The 24820-nt window shown below is 76.4% G+C and carries 21 protein-coding genes; 11 read left to right on the forward strand and 10 right to left on the reverse strand.

Translation table 11 applies throughout. The features are described from left to right. Nucleotides 1–40 precede the first annotated feature (40 nt). From E4A51_RS04550 to E4A51_RS04565, 4 genes are all read right to left on the reverse strand, one after another. Entirely contained in the window at nucleotides 41–1855 is a 1815-nt protein-coding gene (locus E4A51_RS04550) for an ABC transporter ATP-binding protein (RefSeq protein ID WP_070319749.1), read from the reverse strand. After that, the gene (locus tag E4A51_RS04555; protein ID WP_167748821.1) at nucleotides 1852–3735 is read right to left on the reverse strand and encodes an ABC transporter ATP-binding protein; all 1884 of its coding nucleotides are present in this window, start codon (nucleotides 3733–3735) and stop codon (nucleotides 1852–1854) included. Before E4A51_RS04555 ends, E4A51_RS04550 begins: the two co-directional genes overlap by 4 nt. 87 nt (nucleotides 3736–3822) lie before the next feature. Further along, nucleotides 3823–4587: an SDR family oxidoreductase gene (locus E4A51_RS04560; protein ID WP_134850992.1), complete on the reverse strand. Its 765-nt coding sequence runs from the start codon at nucleotides 4585–4587 to the stop codon at nucleotides 3823–3825. A gap of 55 nt (nucleotides 4588–4642) precedes the next feature. Then, nucleotides 4643–5599: a cyclase family protein gene (locus tag E4A51_RS04565; protein ID WP_134850993.1), complete on the reverse strand. Its 957-nt coding sequence runs from the start codon at nucleotides 5597–5599 to the stop codon at nucleotides 4643–4645. 139 nt (nucleotides 5600–5738) lie between these two features. Here E4A51_RS04565 and E4A51_RS18670 point away from each other — a divergent pair, with 139 nt between their 5' ends. The 9 genes from E4A51_RS18670 (at nucleotide 5739) to E4A51_RS04610 (ending at nucleotide 15416) form a co-directional block, all read left to right on the forward strand. Then, nucleotides 5739–7145, forward strand: a complete 1407-nt coding sequence (locus E4A51_RS18670; protein ID WP_134850994.1) for a cellulose binding domain-containing protein — start codon at nucleotides 5739–5741, stop codon at nucleotides 7143–7145. A 135-nt stretch (nucleotides 7146–7280) separates the two neighbouring features. Continuing rightward, entirely contained in the window at nucleotides 7281–8621 is a 1341-nt protein-coding gene (locus E4A51_RS04575; protein ID WP_134850995.1) for an aminotransferase class I/II-fold pyridoxal phosphate-dependent enzyme, read from the forward strand. A 205-nt stretch (nucleotides 8622–8826) separates the two neighbouring features. Beyond that, the gene (locus E4A51_RS04580; RefSeq protein WP_134850996.1) at nucleotides 8827–9864 is read left to right on the forward strand and encodes a putative F420-0 ABC transporter substrate-binding protein; all 1038 of its coding nucleotides are present in this window, start codon (nucleotides 8827–8829) and stop codon (nucleotides 9862–9864) included. Continuing rightward, nucleotides 9845–10912: a putative F420-0 ABC transporter permease subunit gene (locus E4A51_RS04585; protein WP_206119946.1), complete on the forward strand. Its 1068-nt coding sequence runs from the start codon at nucleotides 9845–9847 to the stop codon at nucleotides 10910–10912. The genes E4A51_RS04580 and E4A51_RS04585 overlap by 20 nt, the downstream gene beginning before the upstream one ends. Then, a complete protein-coding gene (locus tag E4A51_RS04590; RefSeq protein ID WP_134850997.1) occupies nucleotides 10903–11697 on the forward strand; it encodes a putative F420-0 ABC transporter ATP-binding protein in 795 nt (264 codons plus the stop codon). Before E4A51_RS04585 ends, E4A51_RS04590 begins: the two co-directional genes overlap by 10 nt. Before the next feature lie 50 nt (nucleotides 11698–11747). Beyond that, entirely contained in the window at nucleotides 11748–12731 is a 984-nt protein-coding gene (cofD, locus tag E4A51_RS04595) for a 2-phospho-L-lactate transferase (protein ID WP_134850998.1), read from the forward strand. Continuing rightward, on the forward strand, nucleotides 12728–13402 hold the full coding sequence (gene cofC, locus E4A51_RS04600) for a 2-phospho-L-lactate guanylyltransferase (RefSeq protein ID WP_167748822.1): 675 nt from the start codon (nucleotides 12728–12730) through the stop codon (nucleotides 13400–13402). The genes cofD and cofC overlap by 4 nt, the downstream gene beginning before the upstream one ends. A gap of 48 nt (nucleotides 13403–13450) precedes the next feature. Beyond that, nucleotides 13451–14020: an HhH-GPD-type base excision DNA repair protein gene (locus E4A51_RS04605; RefSeq protein WP_070320971.1), complete on the forward strand. Its 570-nt coding sequence runs from the start codon at nucleotides 13451–13453 to the stop codon at nucleotides 14018–14020. A gap of 106 nt (nucleotides 14021–14126) precedes the next feature. Beyond that, nucleotides 14127–15416 (forward strand): DUF418 domain-containing protein, encoded by a 1290-nt coding sequence (locus E4A51_RS04610; RefSeq protein ID WP_134851000.1) that lies wholly within the window; start codon nucleotides 14127–14129, stop codon nucleotides 15414–15416. Between the two features lie 19 nt (nucleotides 15417–15435). Here E4A51_RS04610 and E4A51_RS04615 read toward each other — a convergent pair whose 3' ends face one another. The 6 genes from E4A51_RS04615 to E4A51_RS04640 form a co-directional block, all read right to left on the reverse strand. Next, nucleotides 15436–16290 carry a dienelactone hydrolase family protein gene (locus tag E4A51_RS04615; RefSeq protein ID WP_240696378.1) on the reverse strand — a complete coding sequence of 285 codons (855 nt, stop codon included), beginning with the start codon at nucleotides 16288–16290 and terminating at the stop codon, nucleotides 15436–15438. Nucleotides 16291–16421: 131 nt separating this feature from the next. Then, entirely contained in the window at nucleotides 16422–16931 is a 510-nt protein-coding gene (locus tag E4A51_RS04620) for a hypothetical protein (RefSeq protein WP_240696379.1), read from the reverse strand. Continuing rightward, entirely contained in the window at nucleotides 16928–18367 is a 1440-nt protein-coding gene (locus tag E4A51_RS04625; RefSeq protein WP_240696380.1) for an MFS transporter, read from the reverse strand. Before E4A51_RS04625 ends, E4A51_RS04620 begins: the two co-directional genes overlap by 4 nt. 94 nt (nucleotides 18368–18461) lie before the next feature. After that, on the reverse strand, nucleotides 18462–19265 hold the full coding sequence (locus E4A51_RS04630) for a coenzyme F420-0:L-glutamate ligase (protein ID WP_134851002.1): 804 nt from the start codon (nucleotides 19263–19265) through the stop codon (nucleotides 18462–18464). Next, nucleotides 19262–20278, reverse strand: coding sequence for a TIGR03557 family F420-dependent LLM class oxidoreductase (locus E4A51_RS04635; RefSeq protein ID WP_046528055.1), 1017 nt, complete (start codon nucleotides 20276–20278; stop codon nucleotides 19262–19264). The genes E4A51_RS04630 and E4A51_RS04635 overlap by 4 nt, the downstream gene beginning before the upstream one ends. A 196-nt stretch (nucleotides 20279–20474) precedes the next feature. After that, nucleotides 20475–21086, reverse strand: coding sequence for a uridine kinase (locus E4A51_RS04640; protein ID WP_070319845.1), 612 nt, complete (start codon nucleotides 21084–21086; stop codon nucleotides 20475–20477). A gap of 99 nt (nucleotides 21087–21185) precedes the next feature. Here E4A51_RS04640 and valS point away from each other — a divergent pair, with 99 nt between their 5' ends. Together valS and E4A51_RS04650 are read left to right on the forward strand one after the other, a co-directional pair. Beyond that, nucleotides 21186–23846: a valine--tRNA ligase gene (gene valS, locus E4A51_RS04645; RefSeq protein WP_134851003.1), complete on the forward strand. Its 2661-nt coding sequence runs from the start codon at nucleotides 21186–21188 to the stop codon at nucleotides 23844–23846. Nucleotides 23847–23976: 130 nt separating this feature from the next. Continuing rightward, entirely contained in the window at nucleotides 23977–24777 is an 801-nt protein-coding gene (locus tag E4A51_RS04650; protein ID WP_134851004.1) for a basic amino acid ABC transporter substrate-binding protein, read from the forward strand. Nucleotides 24778–24820: the final 43 nt, after the last annotated feature.

Below are 24820 nucleotides of genomic sequence, written 5' to 3' on the forward strand. Positions count from 1 at the left end.
ACCGGTGCCCCGGCGCACGTGCGCCGGGGCACCGGGGTGCTCACGCGCTGCGCAGCGAGTCCTGCCACTGCCGGTGCAGCTCGGCGAACCGGTCGCCCGCCGCGACGAGCTCCGCGGGGCTGCCGTCCTCGGTGACGCGGCCGCCGTCGACCACGAGCACGCGGTCGGCGTGCATGACCGTCGACAGCCGGTGCGCGATGACGACGGCCGTGCGGCCCGTGAGCAGCGTGCGCAGACCGTCCTGCACGAGCTGCTCGCCCGGGATGTCGAGCGAGCTCGTCGCCTCGTCGAGCACCAGCACCGCCGGGTCGGCGAGGAACGCGCGGGCGAACGACACGAGCTGGCGCTGCCCGGCGGACAGGCGCACGCCGCGCGTGTCCACCTCGGTGTCGTAGCCGTCGGGCAGCGACGCGACGAGGTCGTGCACGCCCACCGCGCGGGCCGCGGCCTCGATCTCGGCGCGCGTGGCCCCGGGCCGCCCGAGCGCGATGTTCGCTGCGACCGACCCCGAGAACAGGTAGGCCTCCTGCGTGACCATGACCATCGCGGTCCGCAGGTCGCGCGGGTCGACGTCACGCAGGTCCACGCCGTCGAGCAGCACGGCGCCCTCGCGCGGGTCGTAGAACCGCGCGAGCAGCTTCGCGACCGTCGACTTGCCGGCGCCCGTCTCCCCCACGAGCGCGACCGTCTGCCCCGCGGGCACGTGCAGGTCGAGCCGCGGCAGCACGCTCGGTCCGTCGCGGTACCCGAACTCGACGCCCGCGAACCGCACGTCGCCCGCAGGCTCGCGCAGCCGCACGGGGCGTGCCGGGTCCGGCACGGTCGGCTCCTGCGCCAGCAGGCCCGACAGCTTCTCGAGCGCCGCCGTCGCCGACTGGAACGAGTTGTAGAACATGCCGATCTGCGCGAGCGGCGCGAAGAACCGGCGCGCGTACAGCACGGCCGCGACGAGCACGCCGACGTCGAGCGCACCGTCGAGCACGCGCAGCCCGCCGACCAGCAGCACCGCCGCGACCGTCACGTTGCCGATGAGCACGAGGCCGGTGTCGAACACGCCGTTGACGCGGATCGCCTCGGCGTTCGCGGCCCGGTACTCCTCGGCCTCCGCCTCGTAGACCTGTGCGACCTGCCGCTCGCGGCGGAACGCCTGCACCGCGCGGATGCCCGTCATGGTCTCGACGAACCGCACGATCACGCGCGCGACGGCCGTGCGGCTGCGCCGGTACTGCACCTGCGAGCGCACCTGGAACCAGCGGGTCAGCACGACGCCGGGCACGACCGCGACGAGCAGCACGAGGCCGCTGCGCCAGTCGAGCAGCACGAGCCCGGTCGCGGTGAAGACCATGGCGAGCCCGCTCGCCGCGAGCGTCGTGACGCCGCCGTCGAGCAGCTCGCGCAGCGCGTCGAGGTCGGACGTCTGCCGCGAGATGATCCGGCCCGACGTGTACCGCTCGTGGAACTCCAGGCTGAGGCGCTGCGTGTGCCTGAACACGCGCCGCCGCAGGTCGAGCAGCACGGCCTGGCTCACGGTGGCGGCCATGCGCACGGTCGCGGCGGTGAACACGCCCGCGACGAGCGCGGTGAGCGCGTACCCGCCCGCGACGAGCAGCAGCGGGCCCGCATCGCCGCCGCGCAGCGCCGGCAGGCCCCGGTCGATGCCGACCGCGACGAGCGCGGGCCCGGCGACCAGCGCGAGCTGCGCGACCACGACGACGAGGGCCGTGAGCCACGCGCGCCGCGCGACCGGGCGCAGCAGCGAGGCCAGCAGGCCGAGCGAGCGCGCACGGACCTGCGCGGGCGTGAGCCCCGCGTCGTGGTCGTCGACCTCGGGCGGTCGCGGTGCGGTCGTGGTCATCGCGGCACCTCGCCCGCGGTCACCCGGTCGGTGCCCGTGGCCCCGCCGAACCCGGGTCCGTCCCCTCCGGCGTCGTCGCCGGACGAGCCGCCGCGCGCCGCCGCGGCGTCGTCCTGCGCCGTCAGCACGTACCGGTAGTGCGGGTGCGTCGCGAGCAGGTCGGCGTGCCGGCCGACGCCGGTCACGCGCCCGTCCTCGAGCACCGCGACCCGGTCGGCCAGCGCGACCGTGGACGTGCGGTGCGCGACGACGAGCGTCGTGGTGCCCGCGAGCACGCGGCGCAGCCCGTCGGTGACGTCGGCCTCGGTGGCCACGTCGAGCGCGGACAGCGGGTCGTCGAGCACGAGCACGCGCGGGCGGCCCACGATGGCGCGCGCGAGCGCGACGCGCTGCCGCTGCCCGCCGGACAGGCTCATGCCCTCCTCGCCGATCACGGTGTCGACGCCCCGCGGCAGGCGGTGCACGAACCCCGCGCGCGCGACGTCGAGCGCGACCCGCACGAGCTCGTCCGCCTCGGCGTCGGGCATCGTCGCGAGCCGCTCGACCGGCACGCCCATGAGGACGTTCTCGCGCACCGACGCCGAGAACAGGATCGGGTCCTCGAACGCGACGGCCACGGCACCGCGCAGGTCGTGGCGCGTGAGGTCGCGCACGTCGACGCCGTCGAGCAGCACCGCACCGCCGGTGACGTCGTACAGCCGCGGCACGAGCTGCAGGAGCGTCGTCTTGCCGCTGCCGGTCAGCCCCACGAGCGCGGTCGTCGTGCCCGGCTCGAGCACGAGGTCGACGCCGTCGAGCACCGCGCGGTCGCCGTGCGCGAACCGCACGTCGCGCAGCTCGACGCGCGAGCCGTGCGCGGGTGCGGGCGGCAGCGCGGCGGGGGCCGCGGGGTCGGCGAGCGCGGGCACGGTGTCCATGACGTCGAGGTAGCGGTCGGTGCCGGCGCGCGCGTCGAGCGTCATCGCGAGCAGCTGACCGAGGCTCTCGACGGGCCTGGTCATGACCGCTGCGGTCGCGAAGAACGCGACGAGCGCGCCGATGCTCACGCGGTCGGACGCCGCGAGCCCCACGCCGAGCCCCAGCGCGACCGCGAGCGTCGTCTCGGGGATCCACGCGAGCGCGAACGACATGCGCGACTGCGCGCGCGCCTTGTCGAGCTCGGTGCCGCGCAGCTCGTCGGCCTGCCGCACGAAGTCGTCGAGCGCGTCGTCGCCGCGGCCGAATGCCTTGAGCACGCGGATGCCGTGCACCGACTCCTCGACGCTCGTCGCGAGGTCGCCCGCCTGGTCGCGCGCGCGCCGCGCGACGACCTTGTAGTCCTGCCGGAACCGGAACCCGAGCCAGATCACCGGCACCGCGCCCGCGAGGTACACCAGCCCGAGCAGCGGGGTCGTGACGAGCAGCAGCGCGGCCCCCACCACGACCGTGGTCGCCGACACCACGAGCTGCACGAGCCCGAAGACCATCCACCGGCGCACGAGGTGCAGGTCCCCCATCGACCGCTGCAGCAGCTGCCCGCCGGCCCACCGGTCGTGGAACGCGACGGGCAGGTCGAGCAGGTGCCGGAACAGGTCGGTGCGCATGGTGCGCTCGACGCTCGTGCCGGGCGTCGCGATGAGCGCGCGCCGGCACCACACGAGGAACGCCTCGAGCACGCCGAGCGCGAGCACGAGCAGCGCGGCGTGCACGACGGCGGTGCGGGACCCGTCGGTCAGCAGCGGACCGTTGACGACCCCGCGCAGCACCTGCGGCACCGCGAGCGCGAGCAGGCTCGCGACGAGGGTCGCGCTGCCGCCCGCGACGACGCGCGGCAGCGCGGGACGCGCCCACCGCACGAGGCGCAGCAGGGCGCGCGTCGTGGAGGTCTCGCGGGGTGGCACCCGGTCAGCCTAGGTCGGTGCGCCGACACCGCACCCGGAGCAGGCCCGGTGTCGCGCGGTGCGGGTCGGACCGCGCGGGACCGCGCGTCAGACCCCGGTGCGGGCGATCGTCGTGTTGTTGGCCTGCGCGCGCGGGCGCACGACCAGCAGGTCGACGTTGACGTGCGGCGGGCGCGACAGGCTCCACGCGATCGTGTCGGCGACGTCGTCGGCGACGAGCGGCTGGTACCCCTCGTACACCTGGGCGGCGCGCTCGGCGTCGCCGCCGAACCGCACGAGCGAGAACTCCTCGGTCGCGACCGCGCCTGGCGCGATCTCGACGACGCGGATCGGCTCGCCGACGAGCTCCCACCGCAGCGTGGTGGCGAGCATGCGCTCGGCGTGCTTGGCGCCGGTGTACCCGGCGCCGCCCGGGTAGGCGCCGTGCGCGGCGGTCGACGTGACCACGACGACGTCGCCCGCGCCGCGCTCGCGCAGCAGCGGCAGCACGCCCTGCACGACGCGCAGCGTGCCGAGCACGTTGATCTCGTACATCGCGCGCCACTGGTCGAGGTCGCCGTCCTCGACGGTGTCCTGCCCGAACGCGCCGCCGGCGTTGTTGACCACGGCGTCGAGCCCGCCGGTGTCCCGCACGTGCGCCACGAGCGCGCCGACGTCGGCGTCGCGCGTGAGGTCGGCGACGACCGTCTCCGCGCCGGTCTCCTGCGCGAGCGCCGCGAGGCGGTCGCCGCGCCGCGCGGTCGCGACGACGTCCCAGCCGTCGGCGCGCAGCCGGCGCACCGTGGCGGCGCCGATGCCGGACGAGGCGCCCGTGACGAGCGCGCGGCGGGGACGGTCGGCGGACGTGGTCATGCGGTGCTCCTGGGGGTGAGACGGGGTGCGGCAGGTGCGACGGGCGGGTGCCCGCCTACTTCAGGACGAGGGCGTTGGCGGTCGAGCCGGTCCCGCCCGGGGCGTGCAGGGGCGCACTGGTCAGCATGCCCTCGTGGCGGCCGTCGGCGCGACAGTCGGCCACGAGGTCCGCGAGGTGCCACAGCTCGCCGAGCAGCATGCCGAACGAGCCGACGAGCGTCCGGTGCAGGAACCGGAACGGCTCGGGCACGCCGCCCGCGGGCGGGGGCCACGCCTCGACCGCGTAGTTGTCGGACGCGACGCCGACGGCGTGCAGGTCCCACAGGTAGCGCGCGACGTCCTCGCTCTGCGCGAGGCCGGGCGTCGTCACCGCGCCCGGCAGCCGCTCGCGCGTCGTCGCGTCCTGCGCCGCGTACCACTCCGCGAACCCGGTGTGGAGCAGCAGCACGTCGCCCGGCCGGTGCGTGACGCCGCCGTGCTCGGCGGCCGCCCGCAGCTCCTCGACCCCGTACCGGAGCGTCGACGACGGGTCGTGGTCGACCCCGGCGGCGGCGAACGTCGCGGGCATGTCGAGCACGACAGCGCGCCCCACGACCCCGTGCCGCGCCCAGCGGTCGACCGTGAGGCGCGTACCCGAGGTGACCTGCGCGAGGGTCGCGCCGTTGTAGAACACCCCGGCGTCGTACCCGACGTGCGCGAGCGAGTCCCACTGGCTGCCGGCCTGCGGGGGGAAGCGGTCGTACGCGTCGTCGAGCAGCAGCCCCGACATCGCGGTCGTGACGTGGTGCTCGGGGACCGCGCGATCGGGGTGGAGCGGCGGCCGGTAGCGGTCCAGCGGGTGGTCGAGCGGGAACGTCGCGCCCCGGCGCACGAGCGCCGCCGCCTCGCGGACGCGCTCGGGCGTCAGCAGGTTGAGCAGGCCGAGCTCGTCGTCCGCACCGAAGACGTGCCAGGCGAGGCGGCCGCCGGCCGGGCCCTCGGGCAGGTCGTCGTAGGACGGGAGGGAGGCCACGCGGCGACCCTAGCGGTCGCACCCACGGCACGTCCCGACAGTTTCGGGGACGCAGCCGAACCGTTTCGGCGGTGGTCGCCGGCCGCGGGCCGGGAGCACGGTGGAGGCTCGACGACCGTGTCGAGGACGAGGAGGTCGCATGACCAGGACCCGCGGCTCGTGGATCGCCGGCACCGTCGCCGGCGTGCTCGCCGCCACCGGGGCGCTCGTCGGGGTGGGGACCCCGGCGCACGCCGCCCAGACCGTCACCAACATCGCCTACGCGCCCGCGGACCCCGCGGGCAGCCGGGGCCACCTGCTCGACCTGTACCTGCCCGACGGCCCGGGCCCGGCGCCGCTCGTCGTGTGGTCCACCGGCTCCGCGTGGTCGTCCGACGACGGCAAGACCGGTGCGGCGGCGGTCGCGCAGCAGCTCAACGCGCGCGGCATCGCCGTCGCCGGCGTCAGCGTGCGGTCGAGCTCGCAGGCGAAGTTCCCCGCCCAGGTGCACGACGTCAAGGCGGCGATCCGCTGGCTGCGCGCGAACGCCGCGCAGTACCGGATCGACCCCGCGCGGTTCGCGACGATGGGCGACTCGTCGGGCGGGTGGGTCGCGAGCATGGCCGCGCTCACCAACGGCGTCGCAGCGCTCGAGGGGCAGGTGGGCACGACCGGGGTGTCGAGCGACGTGCAGGCGGGCGTCGACTTCTTCGGCCCGACCGACTTCCTGCGGCTCAAGGAGCAGGACCCGCACGGCTGGATCGACCACGACAGCCCGTCCGCACCCGAGGCGCAGCTGCTGGGCTGCGCGATCCCGTCGTGCCCCGACAAGGCCCGGCAGGCCAACCCGCTGACGTACGTCGACGCGAACGACCCGCCGATGCTTCTGCTGCACGGGCGCGCCGACACGGTCGTGCCGCACGCGCAGACCGAGATCCTCTACGCGGCGCTCAAGGCGGCGTGCGTCGACACCCGGTTCTTCTCGGTCCCGGGCGCCGGGCACAGCCACCCCGACGTCACGAGCGCGGCGCGGTACGGCCAGCAGACCGTGCGCACCGTGCGCGGCTGCCAGGAGACCGTGACGCAGGGCTCGCCGAACCCGAGCTGGGACACGATCGCCGCGTTCCTGCAGGACGCGTGGGCCGACGCGGGACCGCAGCCGACGCCCTCGCCCACCGTGTCACCCACCCCGACGCCCACGCCCACCGTCACCCCGACCCCGACGGTGACGCCCACGCCGACCCCCACCGCGACCCCGTCGCCGACCGCGCCCGCGGGCGCCTGCACCGCGACGTACCGGCTCGCGAACAGCTGGCCCGGGGGCTTCGTCGCCGACGTCACCGTGACCGCCGGGGCGGCACCGCTGACGGGGTGGCGCGTGACCGTGACCCTGCCGTCGGGCGCCACCGCGACGCAGGTGTGGAACGGGCGGTCGACGGGCGGCGCACCGCTGAGCGTGACGAACGCCGACTGGAACGGCCGCGTCGCGGCCGGCGGGAGCACGACGTTCGGCTTCCAGGGCACGGGCGACGGCGCGGGGGCGACCGTCACGTGCGCCGCCGCGTGACGACGCGCTGACGGACCGTCCCGGGGCGGCGGCGGTGGGCACGCCCGCGCACCGTCGTCGCCCCGGACGCACGTCCGCGAACGCCGCACATCGACCGGACACGCCCCCGCAACACGGGCACGCCACGATGCGCGCATGTCACCGCAGGAGCTGGCGGACCGCGTCACCGACCGGTCCCCCCGGGGCATCGCCGCGACGATCGCGCGCCTCGTGCACGCGGGCGACCTGCTGCCCGGCGACCGGCTGCCGACCGTGCGCGAGCTGGCCGCGGCGCTCGGCGTGAGCCCGGCGACCGTCGGCGCGGCGTGGCAGGCCCTCGCGACCGCGGGGCTGGTGCTGTCGCGCGGGCGCGCCGGGACGTCCGTGCTGCCCGGCCCCGCGAGCCGGCTGCCCCGCCGGTACCGCGAGCTCGCGCGGGTGCCCGCCGCGTGCCTGGACCTCGGCGGCGGCGGACCCGACGCCGCGCTGCTGCCCGACCTGCGGCCCGCGCTCGCGCGCGTCGCGGCACGCACGCGCGCCGCGCGACCGCCCGACTACCTCGACGACCCGGTGGTGCCCGAGCTCGAGCGTCTGCTGCGCGCGTCGTGGCCGTTCGCCGCGCAGCGGCTCACGGTCGTCGACGGCGCGGTCGACGCGCTGGGCCGCGTGCTCGAGCAGGTCGTCGGGTTCGGCGACCGGGTCGCGGTCGAGGACCCCGGCGCGCCGCCGCTCCTCGACCTCCTCGACCACCTGGGGCTCGAGCGCGTCGCGGTGCCGCTCGACGCGCACGGCCCGCGCCCGGACGCGCTGGCGCACGCGCTGCGCGTCGGTGCGCGGGCCGTGCTGCTGCAGCCCCGCGCCCACAACCCGACGGGCGTCAGCACCACGCCCGCACGGCTGCGGTCGCTGGCCGCCGTGCTGCGCCGCGCGGCAGCCCCGCCGTGGGTCGTCGAGGACGACCACGCGGGCGACGTCGCGTCGTCGCCCGCCACGAGCCTCGGGGCGCTGCTGCCCGGTCGCGTCGTGCACGTGCGGTCGTACTCGGCGTCGCACGGGCCGGACCTGCGCATCGCCGCGGTCGGCGGGCCCGCGGCCGTGCTCGACGCGCTCGTCGCGCGGCGGCTGCTCGGGCCCGGGTGGACGAGCCGTCTGCTGCAGCGCGTGCTGGCCGACCTGCTGGCCGACGCGCGCGCGGTCGCGGCGGTCGCGCACGCCCGTGACGCGTACCGCGCGCGGCGCGAGAGCCTCGCGACGGCGCTCGCGCGGCACGGCGTGGCAGTCCCGCCGGGCGACGGTCTGCACGTGTGGCTGCGCGTGCGCGACGAGGACGCGGCCCTGGCACGGCTCGAGGCCGCCGGGGTGCGGGTCGCGCGCGGGCGGGCGTTCCTCGCGGAGCCGCCGCCGCGCGGCGGGTTCGTGCGCGTGACCACGGGCGTGCTGCCGGACGCCGACGCCGAGCGCGTCGCCGCCGCGCTGGCCGCCGCGGTCCGCGCGTGAGCCACCGCGACGCACGCCACGTCCGCCCGGCTTGCCCGGCACCCGGGGGCTGCGCCTAGGGTGACGGGTCGGAACCCGGCCCCCTCTCTGGCCGGGTCGCACCGCCCTGGCCTGGGACGGTCCTCCGTGGCGCGACGTGCGCCCCACCCCCGACGTCCGCGTCCGACGACGTGCGCGGCAGCAGCCCCCGCCGGAGAGAGACCCCATGCCCCGCGCCGTCCACCGTCCGTCGTCCGTCCGCGCCCGCACGCGGCTGGTCCCGCTCGCCGCGCTGGCCGCGCTCGCGCTGGCCGGGTGCGCGTCGGGGGCGCCGGCCGCGTCCCCCTCGACCGACGGCGCGGCCGCGTCGACGGCGTCGTCGGGCGCCTACCGGCCCGTGACGGTCGACAACTGCGGCACCGAGGTCACGTTCGACGCGCCGCCGCGACGCGTCGTGACCATCAAGTCGTCCACCACCGAGATGGTGCTCGCGCTCGGTGCCGCCGACCGTCTGGTCGGCACGGCGTTCGCCGACGGCCCCGTGCCCGAGCGCTGGGCGGCCGACGTGGCCGACGTCCCCGTCCTGTCCGACAAGGTCCCGGGCCCCGAGGCGCTGCTCGGGTCGGAGCCCGACCTCGTGTACGCCGGGTGGGAGTCGAACCTCACGGCCGACGGCGCGGGCGACCGCGCGTCGCTCGCGGCGCTCGGCATCGCCACGTACGTGTCCCCCGCGGCCTGCAAGGAGCCCGGCTACCAGCCGGACCCGCTGACGTTCGACGACGTGTTCGGCGAGGTCCGCGAGGTCGGCGCGGTGCTGGGCGTGCCCGACGCGGCCGAGGCCGTGGTCGCCGAGCAGCAAGGCGTGCTCGACGCGATCGCGCCGGTCGACGGCACCACGGCCCTGTGGTGGTCGTCGGGCGGCGACACCCCGTACGTGGGCGCCGGGATCGGCGCACCGCAGATGATCATGGCCGCCGCGGGGCTCACCAACGTGTTCGCCGACGTGCGCGACACGTGGACGTCGGTCGGCTGGGAGCAGGTCGTGGCCGCCGACCCCGACGTGATCGTGCTGGTCGACGCCGCCTGGAACACCGCCGAGAGCAAGAAGGCCGCGCTCGCCGCGAACCCGGCGACGTCGCAGCTCGACGCCGTGCGCGAGCAGCGCTACGTCGTGGTCCCGTTCGCCGCGACCGAGGCCGGCGTGCGCAACGCGCAGGCCGCCGCGGACGTCGCCGAGGCCGTGCGTGCGCTCGACGCGGGCTGACGCACCGGCGGTCGCCGCGGGCGGACGCGCACCGCTGCGCCCGCCGCTCGCGGTGCTGCTCGCCGTGGGCGCCGCGGCGCTGGTGACGACCCTGCTCGTCGCCGTGACGATCGGTCCCGCCGACCTGGGCGTGGGCGAGGTCGTGCGGTCGGTCGGCGCGCACCTGGGCCTGCGCGCACCCGACGTGCCGCGCCTGCACGACGCGATCGTGTGGGAGCTGCGCTTGCCGCGCGTGCTCACCGCCGCGGCGGTCGGGGCGGGCCTGGCCGTCGCGGGCGCCGTCATGCAGTCGCTCACGCGCAACCCGCTCGCCGACCCGTACCTGCTGGGGCTGTCGTCGGGTGCGTCGCTCGGGGCGGTCGCGGTGCTGCTGCTGGGGGTCGCGCTGCTGCTGCCCGTCGCGGCGTTCGTCGGTGCGCTCGCGGCGCTCGCGGCGACGCTCGCGCTCGCGCGCACGGGCGGCACGCTGACGCCCACGCGTGCGGTGCTCGCGGGGCTTGCGATCTCGCAGCTCGCGGCGGCGGCGACGTCGTTCGTGGTGTTCTGGACGGCGACCGGCGACTCGTACCGCGAGATCCTGTCGTGGCTCATGGGGTCGCTCGCGGGCGCGACGTGGGCGTCGGTCGCCATCGCGGGCGGTGCGCTCGTGGTGGTCGGGTCGGTCGTGCTGGCGGGGGCGGGGCGGCTCGACGCGTTCGCGTTCGGCGACACCGCCGCCGCGGCGCTGGGCGTCCACGTGGACCGCACGCGCTGGGTGACGATGACGCTGGTCGCGCTGCTCACGGGCGCGATGGTCGCGGTGTCCGGCGCGATCGGGTTCGTCGGGCTCGTGCTGCCGCACGCGGTGTCCGTGGTGACGGGCCCCGCGCACCGACGCCTGCTGCCCGTGGCGGGCCTCGCGGGCGCGGTGCTGCTGGTGTGGGCGGACACGCTCGCGCGCACGGTGTTCGACCCGCGCGAGCTGCCCGTCGGGATCGTCACGGCGCTGCTCGGGGTGCCGGTCTTCGCGGTGCTGCTGCGGCGCGGGCGGGGGGCGTCGTGGAGCTGAGCATCGCCGGGGCGGGCGCACGGCTGGGCGGCCGGTGGGTGGTCGACGGCGTCGACGCGACGCCCCCGCCGGGTGCGCTGACCGGGCTGCTGGGCCCCAACGGCGCGGGCAAGACGACGCTGCTGCGCCTGGTCGCCGGGCTGCTGGAGCCGCACGCGGGCGCCGTGCTCGTGAGCGACCCGGCGGCGTCGGACCCGCGGCCCGCGGTGCCCGTGCACACGCTGCCGCGCCGCGAGCGCGCACGACGGGTCGCGCTGCTCGAGCAGGCGTCGGACGCGGCCGTGCCGCTGAGCGTGCGCGAGGTCGTCGCGCTCGGTCGCACGCCCTACCGCTCGGTGTGGGGCACGGACCCCGACCCCGGCGCGGTGGACCGCGCGCTCGAGGCCGCGGCCGCGGCGCACCTCGCGGACCGCGCGTGGGGGACGCTGTCGGGCGGCGAGCGGCAGCGCGTGCACGTCGCGCGCGCCCTCGCGCAGGAGCCCGCGCTGCTGCTGCTCGACGAGCCGACCAACCACCTCGACGTGAGCGCGCAGCTCGCGCTCCTCGGGTTCGTGCGGCGCCTGGGCGTCACGACCGTCGCGGCGCTGCACGACCTCAACCTCGCGGCCGCGTACTGCGAGCACGTGCTCGTGCTGTCGGCCGGGCGGCTGGTCGCGGCGGGGCCGCCCGTCGAGGTGCTGACGCCCGCACTCGTGCACGACGTGTACGGCGTGGCCGCGCACGTGCTGACCCACCCGGTGACGGGCCGCCCCGTCATCGCGTACGGGCCCGTGGAGGACGGATGAGCGACGCACGAGGTGCGACGCGTGAGGATCGGACGCATGAGGGTCGACGGATGAAGGTCACGGTGCTCTCGGGCGGGGTCGGTGGCGCACGGTTCACGCGCGGGCTGCTGGCGCTGCTGCGCGACCGGCTGCCGGACGGCGCGGGCGGCACGACCGCGCAGGTCACGGTCGTCGCCAACACGGGCGACGACCTGTGGCTGCACGGCGTGCGCGTCTGCCCGGACCTCGACACGCTGATGTACACGCTCGGCGGTGCGGTGCACGAGGGGCAGGGCTGGGGGCGGCGCGAGGAGTCGACGCGCACCGCGACCGACCTGGCGGCGTACGGGCTGGGCTGGGAGTGGTTCACGCTCGGCGACCTCGACCTCGCGACGCACCTGGCCCGCACGTCGTTGCTGCGCGCCGGGGAGCCGCTGTCGCGCGTGACGGCGCGGCTCGCCGAGCGCTGGCGTCCCGGCGTGCGGCTGCTGCCGATGTCGGACGACGAGGTCGAGACGCACGTCGTGACCGACGACGGCACGATCCACTTCGAGGAGTGGTGGGTGCGGCACCGCGCGGCCGTGCCTGCGCGCGGGTTCGTGCAGGTCGGCGTCGAGCGCGCGACGCCCGCGCCGGGCGTGCTGGAGGCGCTGACGGAGGCCGACGTCGTGGTGCTGCCGCCGTCGAACCCGGTGGTGTCGGTCGGCACGATCCTCGGCGTCCCCGGGGTCCGCGACGCGCTGCGCGCGACCGCGGCGCCGGTCGTGGGCGTCAGCCCCGTGGTCGGCGGTGCGCCCGTGCGCGGCATGGCCGACGCGTGCCTCGCGGCGATCGGCGTCACGACGCAGGCGGGCGCGGTCGCGCGGCACCTCGGCCTGCGCGCGGACGGCGGCGTGCTCGACGCGTGGCTCGTCGACGACGCCGACGCGGACGCCGTGCCGGTGCTGGTCGCCGAGGGCTGGCGCGCCGCCGCTGCGCCGACCCTCATGACCGACGTGCCGACGACCGCGCACATCGCGGCCGCCGCGCTCGCGCTGGTGGACCGCGCGCCGTGAGCGCGTGGTGGGCCGTGGTGCCCGTCAAGGACCCGCGGCACGGCAAGTCCCGGCTGACCGGCGCCCTCGACGACGACGCGCGCGCCGAGCTCGTGCGCACCATGGCGACGGCGACCGTGCAGGCGCTGCTCGGAGCGTCCGACGTCGCCGGCGTGGTCGTCGTCTCCCCCGCGCCCGAGCCGCTCGACGTCGCCGACCCGCGCGTCGTGCTGCTGCCCGAGCCGGTCGCGTCCGACGGCGCGCACGTCGGTGGGGATGCCGGTGGGGACGCCGGTCGGGAGGCCGGAGGGGCCCGACCCGACGTGCCCGCCGCCGGGCTGGACGCCGCCGTCTCCGCGGGCGTCGAGCACGTGCGCGCGACGGCCCCGGGCGCGCACGTCGTGGTGGTGCTCGGCGACCTGCCGCACCTCCTGCCCGCCGAGGTCGACGACGTGCTGCGGCGCGCGGCCGACGTGCCGCGCGCGCACGTCCCCGACGCCGCGGGCACCGGCACGACCATGCTCACCGCGACCTGGCCGCACCGCCCGCACCCGCGCTTCGGGCCCGGGTCCTCGGCCCGGCACGCCGCCGCGGGGCACGTGCCGCTCGACGTCCCCGCGGCGTCCGGCGCGCGCCGTGACGTCGACGAGCCGGCCGACCTCGCGTCCCCCGGCACACCGTCCGGCGTCTGACCGCGGGCCCTCGGGCGCGTCGTGCGGCACGTGCGCGACCATGGGGGCATGACGCTCTGGATGACCGGTGACGAGGCCGCCGACCGCCTGCTCGACTCGGACCCGTTCGCGCTGCTGGTCGGCATGCTGCTCGACCAGCAGGTCGCGATGGAGACCGCGTTCGCGGGCCCGGCGAAGATCGCGGACCGCATGGGCGGGTGGGACGTGCGGCGCATCGCCGACGCCGACCCCGACGAGTTCACGGCGCTGTGCGCGACGCCGCCGGCCGTGCACCGCTACCCCGGGTCGATGGCCGGGCGCATCCAGGCGGTCGCGCGCGAGGTCGTCGACGCGTACGACGGTGACGTCACGCGGCTGTGGACCGACGGCGACCCCGACGGGCGCACGGTGCTGCGCCGGCTGAAGGCGCTGCCCGGGTTCGGCGACCAGAAGGCCCGCATCTTCCTCGCGCTGCTCGGCAAGCAGCGCGGCGTGCAGCCGGCCGGCTGGCGCGAGGCCGCGGGCGCGTACGGCGACGACCACCCGCGCTCGATCGCCGACGTGGTCGACGCCGACTCGCTCGCGCGCGTGCGGGAGACCAAGCGCGCCGCCAAGGCGGCCGCGAAGGCCGCACGCTGACGCCCGCCGGGCGGATCACGACGTCGCTCGCCTCGGCCGCGGGACGGAGCGCAGGACCCGTCGCGCGGCCGACGCGCACCGTCCGCGCGGCCGCCACGATGAGGGCATGACGACGCCGTTCCCCTCCCCCGGTGCTCCCGCCGGCCCGCCGGCAGCGCCGCCCGTCCCCGCCGCAGCTCCCGCCCCTGGCGCAGCGTCCGCCCCGGCCGCGCCGCCCGCGCACGTCGGCCCCGTCCCGGCGTCGGCGCGCGCCGTCGCGCCGGACGTCGCGCGCGGGCTCGCGCTGCTGGGCATCGCGATCGCCAACGCGACCGCACACGTCGTCGGCGGAGCCGTCGGGATCGGCTCGCGGCCCGTGGACGGGTCGACGCTCGACCGCGTGGTCGACGGCGTCGTGTCGTTGTTCGTCGACCGGCGCACCATGCCGATGTTCGCGCTGCTGTACGGGTACGGCATCGGCGTCGTCGTCCGCCGCCGCGCCGCCGCGTGGGTGCCGTGGGACGCGTGCCGGTCCGACCTGCTGCGGCGCGCGGGCGTGCTGCTGGCGTTCGGCGCCGCGCACGTGCTGCTGCTGTTCGGCGGCGACATCCTCACGGCGTACGGGGTCGCCGGGCTGCTCGCGGTCACGCTCGTGCGCGCGTCCGACCGCACGCTCCTGGTCGTCGCGGGCGTGAGCCTGATCGCCGCCGGGCTCGTCAACGGGGCGATGGAGAGCCTGGTCGTCATGGCCGCGTCGTGGGACGGCGGCGAGGCCATCGCCATGCCCGTCGACCAGACCGTGCTCGCGGGTGTGCTCACGCGCGTCTCGGCGGGCGTCGTCGCGGCACCCATCGGCGCGCTCGTCGCGCTGCCGCTGCTGCTGCTGGGCCTGTGGGCCGCGCGCCGTGAGGTCCTCGAGCGGCCCGCCGACCACCTGCCGCTGCTGCGCCGCACCGTCGTCGTCGGGCTCGCGGTGAGCGTGCTCGGCGCGGTGCCGCACGCGTCGTCCGTCGCGGGCCTGCGGGACCCGTCGGCGCTCGACGTGCTCGGCACGGGGACGCTGCACCTGATCACGGGTGCGGCGGGTGGCGTCGCGTTCGCGGCGCTCGTCGGGTGGGTCGTCGCGGCGCGCGGGCTGACGCTCGCGACGCTGGGTCCGGCGGGCCGCGCGCTGCGGGCCGTCGGCACGCGGTCGCTCACGTGCTACCTGCTGCAGTCCGTGCTGTTCGTGCTGCCGCTCGCGCCGTGGGCCGGCGGGCTCGGCGTCGGCATGGGCAGCGCCCAGGTCGTCGCGTGGGGCGTCGGCGTGTGGCTCGTGACCGTCGTCGTCGCGGTGTCGCTCGAGGCCGCGGGCCGGCGGGGCCCGGCCGAGGCGCTCTACCGCCGCCTCGTGTACCGGGCCGCGCCGGCCGCATGACCCGCCGGGGCGGGTGCCGTCAGAACGGGCAGCTCGTCCGCACGTCGGACAGCGCCGTGTCCGCGGGCGCCGGGCACAGGAACTGCGTGTAGCGCTGGTCGTCGTCGACGAACCGCTTGAGCCACGCGATCGAGTACTTCGCGATCGTGGTGTTCGACAGGTTCGGCGCGAAGTGCGACGCGCCGCGCAGCTCGAGGTAGCTGCGCGGCGTCGTCGCCGGCAGGGTCTGGTAGAACGGCCGCGCGTGCGTGACCACCGAGGCCACCGAGTCGTTCTGCGCGCCGAAGATCAGCGTGGGCGTCGTGATCTCGGGCCACGTCTTGTCGAGGTTCCACGGCGTCAGCGGGATGATCGCCTTGAGGCCGGGCCGGCTCTTGGCCGCCTCGAGCGTCCCGCCGCCGCCCATCGAGTGCCCCATGACCGCGAGGCGGGCGGGGTCGACGCGGTCGGCGACGTCGCTGCGCTGCGTGAGGTAGTCGGCCGCGGCGAGCAGCTGGCGCCCGCGCGACGCGGGCTGGTCGACGCGCGTGAGCGTGTCGATCGTGAAGACCACGAAGCCCTGCGACGCCAGGCGCGGGCCGAGCCACGCGATGCTCGACTCGCCCGCGGTGTACCCGGGGGCGATGACGACGCCCCCGAAGCGCCCCTGCGACGTGTCGATCGGGTAGTAGATCGTCCCGCCGCCGAACCCGGACACGAACGACGACACGCGCGACGTCGAGGTCGCGAACGGCCCGCGCGCGGCCTCGATGCTCTGGACGGTCGGGTCGGCGCCGCGCTGGTCGGCTGCCTGCGCGGGCAGGCTCCCGGTGAGGGTGAGGGCGAGCCCCAGGATCACGGCGGCCAGGGGACGCCGGGCGGTGCGAGCGGTCACGTCATCGTCCTCTCGGTCGGCGCCCGGCCTTCTGCGGGCGCGCCACAGGGGCGGTCCCGCCCCTGGTCACGACCCTAGAGGCCGACGGACGCTGTTGTCACGCACCGTCGTGACACGTTGCGCCCGCCCTGTCACTGACCGGGTTCGGGGTCGCCGTCGAGCACCGCGTGCAGCCAGCCGGGTCCGACCGCCTCGACCCCGGGCAGCCGAGCCCGCAGGCCCCGGTCGGCCGTCACCACCACGAGCCCCGGCCCGGCCTCCGCGGCGCGCTCGACGACCTCGGCGTCACCGTCCCGCGGCGCACGGTGCACGCGCAGCCCGTCGTCCTGCGGCGCGACGGCGTCGCGCGCGCGGCCCTCCAGCACCACGTCGACCCGCCCGACCCGCCACGGCTCCCCCGCCGACCCCGCAACGACGCGCCCCGGCAGCGCCGCCAGCCGCGCGAGCAGGCGCGTCGCCGCGCCCGCGCGGTCGCGCCACCAGCCGTCGGGCCGCGCGCCGACGACGTTCGCGGCGTCGACGAGCAGGACGACGTCCCGCACCGGTGCCGGCTCGTCGTCCCCGGCGGTGGCGCCTACGGCCGTGTCGGGTCGCGCCGCGTCGCCTCCCGCCACGCCCGGCCCGATCACGTCGCCGGTCACGACGCCGGACGGTCCGCGCCGGTCCGCGCCCGGCGCGCCGAGCGCACCAGGTCGGCGACGCCGATCACGAGCGCGACCGCCACGAGCGCGACCGTCGCCCGCAGGCCGTGCGCGGCGCCGACGCCCGCGTCACCCCCGGCCGCACCGGCGAAGTAGAGGCTCCCGACGACCGCGATCCCGGTCGCGGCCCCCAGCCGCTGCCCCGTCTGCAGCACGCCGCCCGCGGCGCCGGCCTGCTCGACCGGCACCTGCGACAGGGTCACGGTCTGGTTGGGCGCGATGACCAGCCCCGAGCCGACGCCCGCGACGAGCAGCGGCGGCGCGATCCACCACGCGATGCCCGGCGACACGCCCCGCACGGCCAGCAGCACGTCGGTCGCTGTCACCCCGACGAGCACGAGCACGAGCCCCGCCACGACGACGTGCCGCCCGCGGCTGCCGACCAGCCGCCCGCCGACGGCGGACGACACCGCCGAGCCGAGCGCGAACGGCGTGATCGCGGCGCCCGCCTCGAGCGGCGAGTAACCCGCCCCGTTCTGCAGGAAGAGCGCGAGGACGAAGAAGATCGCCGTGAACCCCGAGAAGTACGTGAGCGCGAGCAGCGCGCCCGGGGTGAAGCCGGGCCGGCGGAACAGCGACGGCTGCACCATCGGCGTCCGGCCGCGCGCCGTCACGCGGTGCTCCCACGCCACGAACCCGACGAGCGCGACCACACCCGCGGCCGCGAGCGCGAGGTCGCCCGGCGCCCAGGCGCGCGACACCGTCGGCCACAGCACGCCGACCACGCCGACGCCCAGCAGGACGGCACCGACCGCGTCGAGGTCGGCGGCGCGCTCGCGCCGCCCGGGCGGGTCGAGGTAGCGCAGCGCGAGGACGACCGCGAGCACCGCGACCGGCAGGTTGACGAGGAACACCCACCGCCACCCCTGCTCGGGCCCGGCGACCGCGAGGATCACGCCGCCGAGCAGCGGCCCGACGGCGGTCGAGATGCCGATGGTCGTGCCGAGGCGCCCGAACGCACGCCCGCGCTCGGCGCCGCGGAACAGCTGCTGGATGAGCCCGGACACCTGCGGGTTGACGATGCCGCCGCCCACGCCCTGCACGAGCCGCGCGACCACCAGCCACGTGCCGTCCTGCGCGGTGCCGGCCAGCAGGCTGCCGAGCGCGAACACGCCGATCCCGGCGATGAGGACGTCGCGCCGCCCGAACGCGTCGCCGAGCCGGCCCGCGCCGACGAGCACGAGCCCGAACGCCAGCGCGTACCCCGACACGACCCACTGCAGCGCAGCCTCGGACGCACCGAGCGCGTCACGGACCGACGGCAGCGCGACGTTGACGATGCTCACGTCGAGCAGGGTCATGAACCCCACCGCGAGGCACACGGACAGCGCCCGCCACCGGCGCGGGTCGGGCTCGTACGCGTCGTCGGCGCTCACGTCGGCGAATCTACGGGCGCCGGCGCGCGTCGGCGCGTCGGCCCGGGCCGCGGCGCGGGCCCCGGTGCCGTGGCGGCCCGGGCGCGGGCGGGCGTCAGCGCGACGCGCCGGGCGCGCCGTCGCCCGCGAGCGCGTCCTTCCAGCCCTGCGCGTAGGCCTCGTCCGAGCCCTGGTGGAACATGTCGTCGGGCCCTGTCCGCACGAGGACGCGCGCCCCCGGCCCGTCGTCGTCGGTCACGAGGTGCCCGACCCCGCGCACGACCGCGACCGGTCGCCCGGACGCCTTGCCCTTGACGAGCTCGGCCGCGCTCGCGACCTCGTCGGCGACGGCCGCCACCGTCATGGTGAGCGCGCGCCCGAACGTGTCGACCTGCCCGCGCAGGTCGTCGAGCACCTGCACGCCGGCCGCGCCGATCGTGAGGTCGGTGACGCCCTGGCGCCACGGCCGGCCGGCGGTGTCGGTCACGAGCACGCCGACGCGCACGCCGAAGGCCGCCCGCAGCCCCGCGCGCAGCGCGCGGGCCGACGCGTCGGGGTCGACCGGCAGCAGCAGCACGGTGCCCTCGGGCGTGTTGGACGCGTCGACGCCCGCGGCCGCCATGACGAGGCCGAGCCGGTTCTCGACGATGCGCGTCACGCCGCCGGGGTGCTCGCGCGTCGCGACGACGCGCACGGTCTCGTCGGTGATGGCCTGCTCGCGGTCGTCGGCGGCGACCACGCGGCCCTCGGCCTTCGAGACGACCTTGCTGGTGACGACCACGACGTCGCCGTCCACGAGCGCGTGCGACGGCTCGGGGTCGGCGCGCAGCGCGGCGACGACGAGCGCGACGAGGTCGTCGCCCGGGACGACCTCGGGCAGGCCGTCGGGCGCCCAGGCGCGCAGCTCGTGCGCGGTCACCGGCTCAGCTTCGGCAGCACGTCGCGACCGAAGACCTCGATCCACTCGCGCTGGTTGCGGCCGACGTTGTGCAGGTAGATGCGGTCGAACCCGAGGTCGACGTACTTCTGGATCTCGGCGCGGTGCACGTCGGGGTCGGACGAGATGACCATGCGGCCCTCGAAGTCCTCGGGGCGCACGAGCTTGGCCATCTGCTCGAAGTCGAACGGCGAGCGGATGTCGGCCTTGGGGAACTTCATGCCGCCGTTGGGCCACTCGTGCATCGCGTTCGCGAGCGCCTCCTCGTCGGTCGGCGCCCACGACAGGTGCAGCTGCAGCACCTTGGGCATGGCGTCGGGGTCCTTGCCCGCCTCGCGCGCGCCCTCGGCGAACTTGCCGAACAGGCCGGTGATCTTCTCGAGCGGTGCGCCGACCGTGATGATGCCGTCGGCGTGGCGGCCGGTGCGCTTGGCGGTCACGGGCCCCGCGGTCGCGACGAGGATCTCGGGCGCGACCTCCGGCATGGTCCACAGGCGCGTCGACTCGAGCTTGTAGAACGGCCCGGCGTGCTTGACGTCCTTGCCCGCGAGCGACGCCGAGAACAGCTTCTTGATGATGTCGATGGCCTCGAACATGCGGTTGATGCGCTCGGGCGCCTCGGGCCAGTACCCGGCCACGACGTGCTCGTTGAGCGCCTCGCCCGAGCCAAGGCCCAGCCAGTGCCGCCCCGGGTACATCGCGGCGAGCGTCGCGGACGCCTGCGCGACCATCGCGGGGTGCCACCGGAACGTGGGCGCGGTGACGCCCGGGCCCAGGTCGCCCGTGGTGCGCTCGCCGACGGCCGTCAGCACGTTCCACACGAACGACGACTGCCCCTGCGCGGGCACCCACGGCGCGAAGTGGTCGGCGGCCATCACCCCCGAGAACCCGTGCTGCTCGGCGTACGCCGAGAGCTCGACCGCCTCGCGGGGGTGGAACTGCTCGAGCATCGCCGCGTACCCGACCGTCAGACCTGCCACGTCGTGCGCCTCCATGCCGTTCGTCGCCGTGCTGACCGCGCGTGCGGGGTCGCCCGCGGTCGCCCCGTCGAGCCTAGTCCGGTGCGCGCGGACGGCAGGTCGGGCGGCCGATCGTCGGCGCGCGCGGTCCGGTCCTGCGCGAGCCGGTCCTGCGCGGTCCGGGCAGGCGCCGTCCACCCGGCCCGGACGGGCGCTCCGGCGGGCCGCGCCGTCACCGCTCGACGAGCGCGGGCCGCCGCGGGTCGTCGACGCGCACGACGACGTCGGCGACGTCCTGCGGCGTGGCCTCCTGCTCGTAGCGCGCGAACGCGGGCAGCTGCCACGCGTCGTCGCCGAGGCGGCGCGCGAGCGTCGCGGGCCGGGCCGTGAGGTGCACGGCGAGGTCGGCGTCGAGCCACCGGCCCAGCAGCAGCTCGCCGTCGACGAGCAGCACGGCGCCGGCGGGCGCGTGCTGCCGGTCGGCGCGCGTCGCGCGGTCCCGCGCGGCGTCCCACAGCGACGGCAGCCACGTGCCGTCGACGGCGAACGGGTCGAGCACCTCGCGCGCGAGCGCACCGGCGTCGAGCCGGTCCTCGAGGTACGCGTCGGGGTCGCGGCGGCCGTGCTCGTACCGCAGCGACGCGGGCCGCAGGAAGTCGTCGGCGTGCACGCGCACGACGGCACGCCCGGCCGCGCGCAGGGGGTCGACGAGCGCGTCGGCGAGGCCGGCGGGTCGCAGGGGCGCGGCGCCGTCGACGAGCACGCGCCGTCGCCCCGGCACCGCGACGACCGCGTCGAGGACGTGCCGGACCACCGCGTCGGGGCTGAGGGGTCGCACGCGCACGGCGCCCACCCCATCACGCCGCGGCCCGCCCCGCGTGGCGTCGGCGCCCGGCCGGGCGCGTGCGCGACGGCGGGTGACGATCTGGGAGGATGTGTGCCCATGAGCGACCTGACCTCCCGTCCCGACGTCCCGACGGCCGCACGCGACGCCCGCCAGGTACCGGACAAGGTCACGGTCGACGGTCTCGAGGACCGCTGGTCGGGCGCCTGGAGCGAGGCCGGCACGTACGCGTTCGACCGCACGGCGACGCGCGAGCAGGTGTACTCGATCGACACGCCGCCGCCCACGGTGTCCGGCTCGCTGCACGTCGGCCACGTGTTCTCCTACACGCACACCGACGTCGTGGCGCGGTTCTGGCGCATGCGCGGCCGCGAGGTGTTCTACCCGATGGGCTGGGACGACAACGGCCTGCCCACCGAGCGCCGCGTGCAGAACTACTACGGCGTGCGCTGCGACCCGTCGCTCCCGTACGTCGAGGGCTTCGAGCCGCCGCACGAGGGTACCGACGGCAAGGCCGTCAAGCCCGGCGACCAGGTCCCGGTGTCGCGACGCAACTTCATCGAGCTGTGCGAGCGGCTGTCCGCGCAGGACGAGCTGCAGTTCGAGGCGCTGTGGCGCCGCCTCGGCCTGTCGGTCGACTGGTCGATGACCTACCAGACCATCGGTGCGACGGCCCGCGCGGTCTCGCAGCGCGCGTTCCTGCGCAACCTCGAGCGCGGCGAGGCGTACCAGGCCGAGGCGCCGGGCCTGTGGGACGTGACGTTCCAGACGGCGGTCGCGCAGGCCGAGCTCGAGGCGCGCGACTACCCCGGCGCGTTCCACAAGGTCGCGTTCCACCGCCCCGACGGCGAGGCCGTCGTCATCGAGACGACGCGCCCCGAGCTGCTGCCCGCGTGCGTCGCGCTCATCGCGCACCCCGACGACGAGCGCTACCGGCACCTGTTCGGCACGACCGTGACGTCGCCGCTGTTCGGCGTCGAGGTGCCCGTGCTGGCGCACCCCGCGGCCGAGCCCGACAAGGGCGCGGGCATCGCGATGTGCTGCACGTTCGGCGACCTCACCGACGTGCAGTGGTGGCGCGAGCTGCGCCTGCCGACGCGCTCGGTGGTGGGCCGCGACGGTCGCGTGCTGCGCGAGACCCCGGACTGGATCACGTCGGAGGCCGGCCGCGCGACGTACGGCGAGCTCGCGGGCAAGACGACGTTCAGCGCGCGCGAGGCCGTCGTCGCCGGGCTGCGCGCGTCGGGCGACCTGCTCGGCGAGCCGGTCGCGACGCAGCGCAAGGCGAACTTCTACGAGAAGGGCGACAAGCCCCTCGAGATCGTCACGAGCCGGCAGTGGTACCTGCGCAACGGCGGCCGCGACGAGGAGCTGCGCGACGCGCTGCTCGCGCGCGGCGGCGAGCTCGCGTTCCACCCGGACTTCATGCGCGTGCGCTACGACAACTGGGTCGGCGGCCTCAACGGCGACTGGCTCGTGTCGCGGCAGCGGTTCTTCGGCGTGCCGTTCCCGGTCTGGTACCCGCTCGACGAGCAGGGCGAGCCGCGCTACGACGCCCCGATCGTGCCCGACGAGGCCGCGCTGCCGGTCGACCCGACGAGCGACGTGCCCCCGGGCTACACCGAGGCGCAGCGCGGGCAGGCCGGCGGGTTCGTCGCCGACCCCGACGTCATGGACACGTGGGCGACGTCGTCGCTGACGCCGCAGATCGTATGCGGCTGGCTCGACGACCCCGACCTGTTCGCCCGCACGTTCCCGATGGACCTGCGCCCGCAGGGCCAGGACATCATCCGCACGTGGCTGTTCTCGACGGTCGTGCGCGCGCACCTCGAGAACGGGTCGCTGCCGTGGTCGCACGCCGCGATCAGCGGCTGGATCCTCGACCCGGACCGCAAGAAGATGAGCAAGTCCAAGGGCAACGTCGTCACGCCCATGGGGCTGCTCGAGGAGCACGGCTCGGACGCGGTGCGCTACTGGGCGGCGAGCGCGCGCCTGGGCACCGACGCGGCGTTCGAGGTCGGGCAGATGAAGATCGGCCGTCGCCTGGCCATCAAGATCCTCAACGCGAGCAAGTTCGTGCTGTCGTTCGGCCCGGCCGACGAGCCGGTGTCGCTCGACCCGTCGCTCGTGACGCAGCCGCTGGACCGCGCGATGCTCGCGGGCCTGGCGGACGTCGTGGACCAGGCGACCGCGGCGCTCGAGGCGTACGACCACACGCGCGCGCTCGAGCTGTCGGAGACGTTCTTCTGGACGTTCTGCGACGACTACCTCGAGCTCGTCAAGGACCGCGCGTACGGCGCGGGGGCCTCGGCGGCGGACGTGACGGACGCCACGGCCTCGGCGCGCGCCGCGCTGGGCCTCGCGCTCGACACGCTGCTGCGGCTGTTCGCACCGGTGCTGCCGTTCGCGACCGAGGAGGTCTGGTCGTGGTGGCGCGAGGGCACGGTGCACCGCGCGCCGTGGCCGACGAGCGACGCGCTGCGTGCCGCCGCGGGCGGCACGGACCCGGGTCTGGTGGCCGGCGCGGGTGCCGCGCTGGCGGCGCTGCGCAAGGTGAAGTCCGAGGCCAAGGTCTCGATGCGCACGCCCGTGGAGCACGCGGTGCTCGACGTGCCGGCCGCGCTGCGCGCGGGTGTCGAGGCCGCGATCGACGACGTCCGCAACGCGGGCCGCGCGACCGGGACGCTCGAGATCGTGACCGGCGAGGGCGAGACCGTCGTCGCACGGGACGCGCGCCTGGGCGAGGCCGTCGCGCGCTGACCGTCGCCGTCGGGTGCGCACCGAGGCGGTGCGCACCCGACGGGACGGAGGTCCCTGGCGACCTCGGCGCGAATAGGGATGATGAGTGCCGTATAGTTATGCGCGCTCTGCCCCGCCAGGAAGGACCACCATGCGTCACACCCTCCCCGTCGGCGCGCTCGCCGCGGCCGCCCTGCTCGCCCTGTCCGCCTGCGCGTCCGACACCGGCTCGAGCCCGTCGGGCGAGGCGTCCGGCGGCTCCGAGATCGCGCTCGTCAAGGACGGCGTGCTCACGGTCTGCTCGAACCCGCCGTTCGAGCCCTTCGAGTTCGAGGACGCCAGCGGCGAGATCGTCGGCCTCGACATCGACCTCAACCGCGAGGTCGCGAAGGACCTCGGCGTCGACGTCCAGGTCGTCGCCACGCCGTTCGACACGATCCAGTCCGGCGCCGCGCTCACCACCGGCGCGTGCGACGTCGTCGCCTCGGGCATCACCATCACCGACGACCGCAAGGAGAAGTTCGACTTCTCCGAGCCGTACTTCGACGCCGACCAGGGCCTGCTCGTGCCGGCCGGGTCGGACCTCCAGGACGTCGCGGACCTCGCCGGCAAGAAGGTCGCCGTGCAGATGGCCACGACCGGTGAGATGTGGGCGCAGGAGAACGACCTGACCACCGTGCAGTTCGAGGACCTCGGCCTGCAGATCCAGGCGCTCGAGACCGGCCAGGTCGACGCGGTCGTCAACGACATCGCCGTGCTCGGTGCCTACACGTCCGAGGGCTACGAGGTCGCGAACACGTTCCCGACCGGCGAGCAGTACGGCCTGGGCGTCAAGAAGGGCAACACCGCGCTGCTCGACGCCGTGAACGCGACGCTCGACCGCATCCACGAGGACGGCACGTACGACGCGATCTACACCGAGCGCGTCGGCACGGCACCCGTCAGCAAGTGACGTCCGGTGCGGGGTCGGCCCCGGCCGACCCCGCACCCCCGTC

This window comes from Cellulomonas sp. HD19AZ1, from assembly GCF_004535805.1.
Lineage (GTDB): Bacteria > Actinomycetota > Actinomycetes > Actinomycetales > Cellulomonadaceae > Cellulomonas > Cellulomonas iranensis.

Coding starts and splice junctions, on each gene's coding strand:
- E4A51_RS04550 (WP_070319749.1), bottom strand. CDS start 1,855: ATGACCACGACCGCACCGCGACCGCCCGAGGTCGACGACCACGACGCG.
- E4A51_RS04560 (WP_134850992.1), bottom strand. CDS start 4,587: ATGACCACGTCCGCCGACCGTCCCCGCCGCGCGCTCGTCACGGGCGCC.
- E4A51_RS18670 (WP_134850994.1), top strand. CDS start 5,739: ATGACCAGGACCCGCGGCTCGTGGATCGCCGGCACCGTCGCCGGCGTG.
- E4A51_RS04575 (WP_134850995.1), top strand. CDS start 7,281: ATGTCACCGCAGGAGCTGGCGGACCGCGTCACCGACCGGTCCCCCCGG.
- E4A51_RS04580 (WP_134850996.1), top strand. CDS start 8,827: ATGCCCCGCGCCGTCCACCGTCCGTCGTCCGTCCGCGCCCGCACGCGG.
- cofD (WP_134850998.1), top strand. CDS start 11,748: ATGAAGGTCACGGTGCTCTCGGGCGGGGTCGGTGGCGCACGGTTCACG.
- E4A51_RS04605 (WP_070320971.1), top strand. CDS start 13,451: ATGACGCTCTGGATGACCGGTGACGAGGCCGCCGACCGCCTGCTCGAC.
- E4A51_RS04610 (WP_134851000.1), top strand. CDS start 14,127: ATGACGACGCCGTTCCCCTCCCCCGGTGCTCCCGCCGGCCCGCCGGCA.
- E4A51_RS04635 (WP_046528055.1), bottom strand. CDS start 20,278: ATGGAGGCGCACGACGTGGCAGGTCTGACGGTCGGGTACGCGGCGATG.
- valS (WP_134851003.1), top strand. CDS start 21,186: ATGAGCGACCTGACCTCCCGTCCCGACGTCCCGACGGCCGCACGCGAC.
- E4A51_RS04650 (WP_134851004.1), top strand. CDS start 23,977: ATGCGTCACACCCTCCCCGTCGGCGCGCTCGCCGCGGCCGCCCTGCTC.